General features: G+C 64.0%; 3 protein-coding genes. All 3 read right to left on the reverse strand.

Going from position 1 to position 3910, the window contains the following annotated elements:
* A partial coding sequence (locus U9R81_RS14895) for a glycosyltransferase family 4 protein (RefSeq protein ID WP_322496219.1) occupies positions 1-972 on the reverse strand: 972 nt, incomplete at its 3' end.
* Positions 973-1121: 149 nt separating this feature from the next.
* On the reverse strand, positions 1122-2777 hold the full coding sequence (locus U9R81_RS14900) for a polysaccharide biosynthesis C-terminal domain-containing protein (RefSeq protein WP_322496220.1): 1656 nt from the start codon (positions 2775-2777) through the stop codon (positions 1122-1124).
* Positions 2774-3622, reverse strand: a complete 849-nt coding sequence (locus tag U9R81_RS14905) for a class I SAM-dependent methyltransferase (RefSeq protein WP_322496221.1) — start codon at positions 3620-3622, stop codon at positions 2774-2776. Before U9R81_RS14905 ends, U9R81_RS14900 begins: the two co-directional genes overlap by 4 nt.
* Positions 3623-3910 lie beyond the last annotated feature (288 nt).

Below are 3910 nucleotides of genomic sequence, written 5' to 3' on the forward strand. Positions count from 1 at the left end.
CAGCGCCGCCGGATCGCGCGGCGGTACCAGCAAACCGGTCTGGCCCGCGGCCACCACCTCCGGGAAGCCGCCAAACCGGGTGGCCACCACCGGCAACCCGCACGCCTGAGCTTCAACCGGCCCGATCCCGAAGGTTTCGCTGGCATGGCTGGTAGCGACCAGCAAATCAACCGATGCGTAAAGCGCCGGCAGTTGCAGACGCGGAACACTGCCCAGAAACCGTACCCGTTCGTTCAAGCCGAGTTCGTTGGCAATAGCGGCCAGCCGCGCCCGATCTTCACCGTCGCCGGCAATTAGCAGCACCGCCTGCGGAATCTGCGGCAATGCCCGGATCGCCGTCTCGACTCCTTTCCACGGTTGCAGCCGGCCCACGAACAGCAGCAGCGGCGCAGTCGCCGCCACCCCCAACCGCGCGCGCAACGTGGGGTCGGGTGGCTGCGGGTGAAAGAGATCAGTATCGATCCCGTTGAAGACCACTTCCGGCGTAAACCCGTAGCGCCCGGCAATAGTCTGTGCATTAAAACGCGAGCACGAAACCGCAGCGTCAATTTGCCGGGCCAGCCAGCGGTCGCCGCGGTAGAAGTCTTCGCCATGGCAGCCAAGAATCACCTTGGCGCCGCTCAGCCGGCGCGCCACAAGCGCCGGCAGCAGATCGTAAGGTTTTTGCAGATGGATGATTTGGTACTTGCTGCCCGCCAACGTGGGCAACGCCGCCACCGCCATCGTCAACCGTTCGAGTAGCTTGGCCTCGGCGTAGGCCCGCCGCAACGGCGGCAGTGCCTGCCAAAACTGGCGCGAGATAAAGGGAAAGGTGTAGACGCGCGCGCCGGTGGCCTCGCGCCGGGGTCCAACCCCGCCGAGAATATCTACCTTGTGCCCGCGTTTTACCAGCTCACGCGCCAGATCCCAGACAAAACTCTCGACGCCGCCAATTTTGGTGGTCGTGGTCAGATTGTAGAGCGCGATCCGCATCGTTTATCAAGTAGTGCGCGTCAGTTTCATCACCACAAAAGAATGCTAGCGTCAGACCATATCATCCGGCCTATAGAGCAGGTCTCGCACCCGTAACCCGTGCCGGCGCCGGCGGGCCATACACCAGCCTTGGCGCCGACGCGCACCCCTCAAATCAACCGTTGGATCACCCGCTGGAACGGCAACCGCCACTTCAGCACCTGCGCCCGGTCAGCTGGGTCAAGCCCGCCGAGCAAGCGCAGCGCGAGTAAGAAGATCACCGCGCCAACCGCAGCCAGCGCGAGTAATTGCAGGGCTAGTCCAAGGCGCGCAACCAGATCGATCGCGCTGGCCGGTACACTCATCAGACCGCGCAGACCTGTCACTACCAGCCCCATCGCCGCTGCCGCCGCGCTCACCCGCAGGGTAAAGCGCCACGGCCAGCGTAAACCGAGCAGCCGCATCCCGGCTAGCGTTACCCACAAGCCGGCTGCCACCCGCGCCAAACCAAACGTCAATGCCATGCCGATCAAGCCAAATTGGGCCGGCAACCAGAGTGCCAGTGCCACTACAGTGAGCAATGCCACTAGCCGGGCCGCAATCACCGTGCCGAGCCGCTCGTGAACCATCAACACATTGTGGGCCGTGGTGAGCATACTCTCGCTAAACAAACACGGCGTGAGCACCCATACAATCGGTGCTGCGTCGAGATACTGAGGGCTAATCACTAGCAATCCCGGCCCGGCCAACAATACCAACCCTACCCCGCCGGGAACCATCAGCAGCAACTGCAAGCGCACCAACGATTGGTACGCACCGTTAGTGGTGCCGCCTTCACCCTGCCGCACCCGCGTAAACAACGGCACTTGCACGCCTACCATCGGCGTGTAGAGGTAACTGAGCGCCATACGCACCAGCAGCGCACCAGCAGCGAGCAACGACACATCACGAATGTCACTATTAAAGAAATTGATAAACTCAAAGCTCGCAATAAAATCGGTCGCCGTCATCAGGTACGAGACGGCGGCGTAGCGCACGAAGCCGGGCGGCAGTGCGTGCCGCAGATCACGCCAGCCGTCACGCAGATCGGCCAGCAATCCCGGCCCCGGCTCCATCTCCAACCCCGCCTGCAAGCGCCACACCTGCCAACCGGCTAGCGCTACCGCAATCGCCGGCGCCAGCACCATCGTCACCAGCACACCAAGAATATCCCACCGGTCGGGCAAGGCTAAAATCGCGATGACCACCAACACTTGCGGCAACAGGCCAGCAGCCAGCGCAACGCTGTTCCACGCCTTTTGGTGGAAGAAGCTGCTCAGCACCGCCATCAGCAGATCATAGAGAGCGCCCAAGCCGAGCAAGATCACGATCGCGGCGATGATCAGCCAGTGAAATTCGGCCACGAATTGGCTGAGTTCGGCGCGCGCCGCTGCCTCGACCGCCACTTCGCCGCCGAGCAAGCCTTGCAGATAGCCCTCGATCTGGCGATGGCTCAGCGCCAAGCCGAGCGCAATCATCAGCAAGATTGCGAGTTGCAGCGTCACAACCAGCAAAAAGAGCCGCCGCGCTGCCCGCGCGCCACCCGCTCGTTCGGTTTCGGGAATGTATTTGGGCAAGGCGCGGGCAATGCCGAGATCGAGCGCCGTGCCGAACAGATTGCTCGCCCCGCGCACCAACGCCAGCAAGCCGAATGCCGCCTGCGAAAGCTGGTTCAGCTTCACCAGCGTTGCCAGCACTTCCGCCAGCAAGCGCAACGGCGCAAAGAGGGTATTCCACCACACCGCCCGCGACACCTGCGTCGCCAGCGAAGGACGCCGCGCCGTCATGCGCCCTCCTTGCGCAGGTCAAGCTCGAACATGCCGGTGTAAAAGCTCCGTTGCCAGCGGTACGCCGCTCGTTCCAACCCAACCCGCCGCAACAACGCCCGCGCCACCCGCCGCAATGACCGCCGGCTCGGCAGTTGGCCGGCCAGCAACGCCTGCTCACGCAGATCGGTCACGGCAAAACCGAGCCGCTCGCACAACCGCACCAGCTCGCGGTAGTGAAAATAGTGCATCTCGCTGAGCCGCTGCATATCGCGGAAGGCTGCGCCGCGTTTGGTGCGCCCGCGCAGCTCGATCAGCGCCTCGGCCACCGGTCGCGGCAACCAGTTGATCCCGCGCATGTGGTAGTGCGGATCGATCCACGCTCGCCGGTTGATCGCTGTCATCAGGGCATGGCCGCCGGGCCGCAACACGCGCGCGATCTCACGCAACACCGCTACCGGGTCTTGCACGTGTTCGAGCACATCCCACGCGACAACCAGATCGAACGCGGCGCCCGGCAACGGCAATGATTCGCCAGCAGCGTTGACAATTGGGAAGTGCAGATTGTAGCGCGCCGCGCGTAAGCGAATGATCTGGCAGTAGGCCGGATTGTACTCGCACGCCGTCACCCGCGCGCCGGTCAGCGCCGCCGCCACCGCAAACCCGCCCATCCCCGCGCCAAGGTCAAGCACCCGCGCGCCGCGTAACTCGCCAATCGCCGCGCGCGCCTGCGCTAAACGCTCATCTTGATAACGCTCTTGGCGCAACCGGCGCTCGCGCCACGCCGCAAAGTCGCGCCGCCACGTCATGTGTTGCAGCCACGGATCAATCGCCGCCGCGAGTTGGTGATCGATATCGGTGGTCATAGCGTCCAATCTGTACTCCTGAGTCCACGCGCCGCTGGCTTACCGCCTATCATTGTGAGCCGCCGTCAGGCGGCGAAGCAATCCCCCACGCGCACGGGCGCAACCCGCTTCCTTCCCGGTGACTCCCTCCCCCAGCCGGGGAGGGCTGGAGTGGGGGCCATATCCCCGCTCCCTACCTGTCATTGCGAGCCGCCGTCAGGCGGCGAAGCAATCCACGAGCACAAGAGCATCCCTCAACGTTCGCTCTCGCCAAAGCGAGAGATTGCTTCGGGCGCTCCGCGCCCTCGC

Source organism: Chloroflexus sp. (assembly GCF_034435895.1).
Lineage (GTDB): Bacteria > Chloroflexota > Chloroflexia > Chloroflexales > Chloroflexaceae > Chloroflexus.

Excerpts from the sequence above, each read along its gene's own strand:
- U9R81_RS14905 (WP_322496221.1), bottom strand. The coding sequence starts at position 3,622 with ATGACCACCGATATCGATCACCAACTCGCGGCGGCGATTGATCCGTGG.
- U9R81_RS14900 (WP_322496220.1), bottom strand. The coding sequence starts at position 2,777 with ATGACGGCGCGGCGTCCTTCGCTGGCGACGCAGGTGTCGCGGGCGGTG.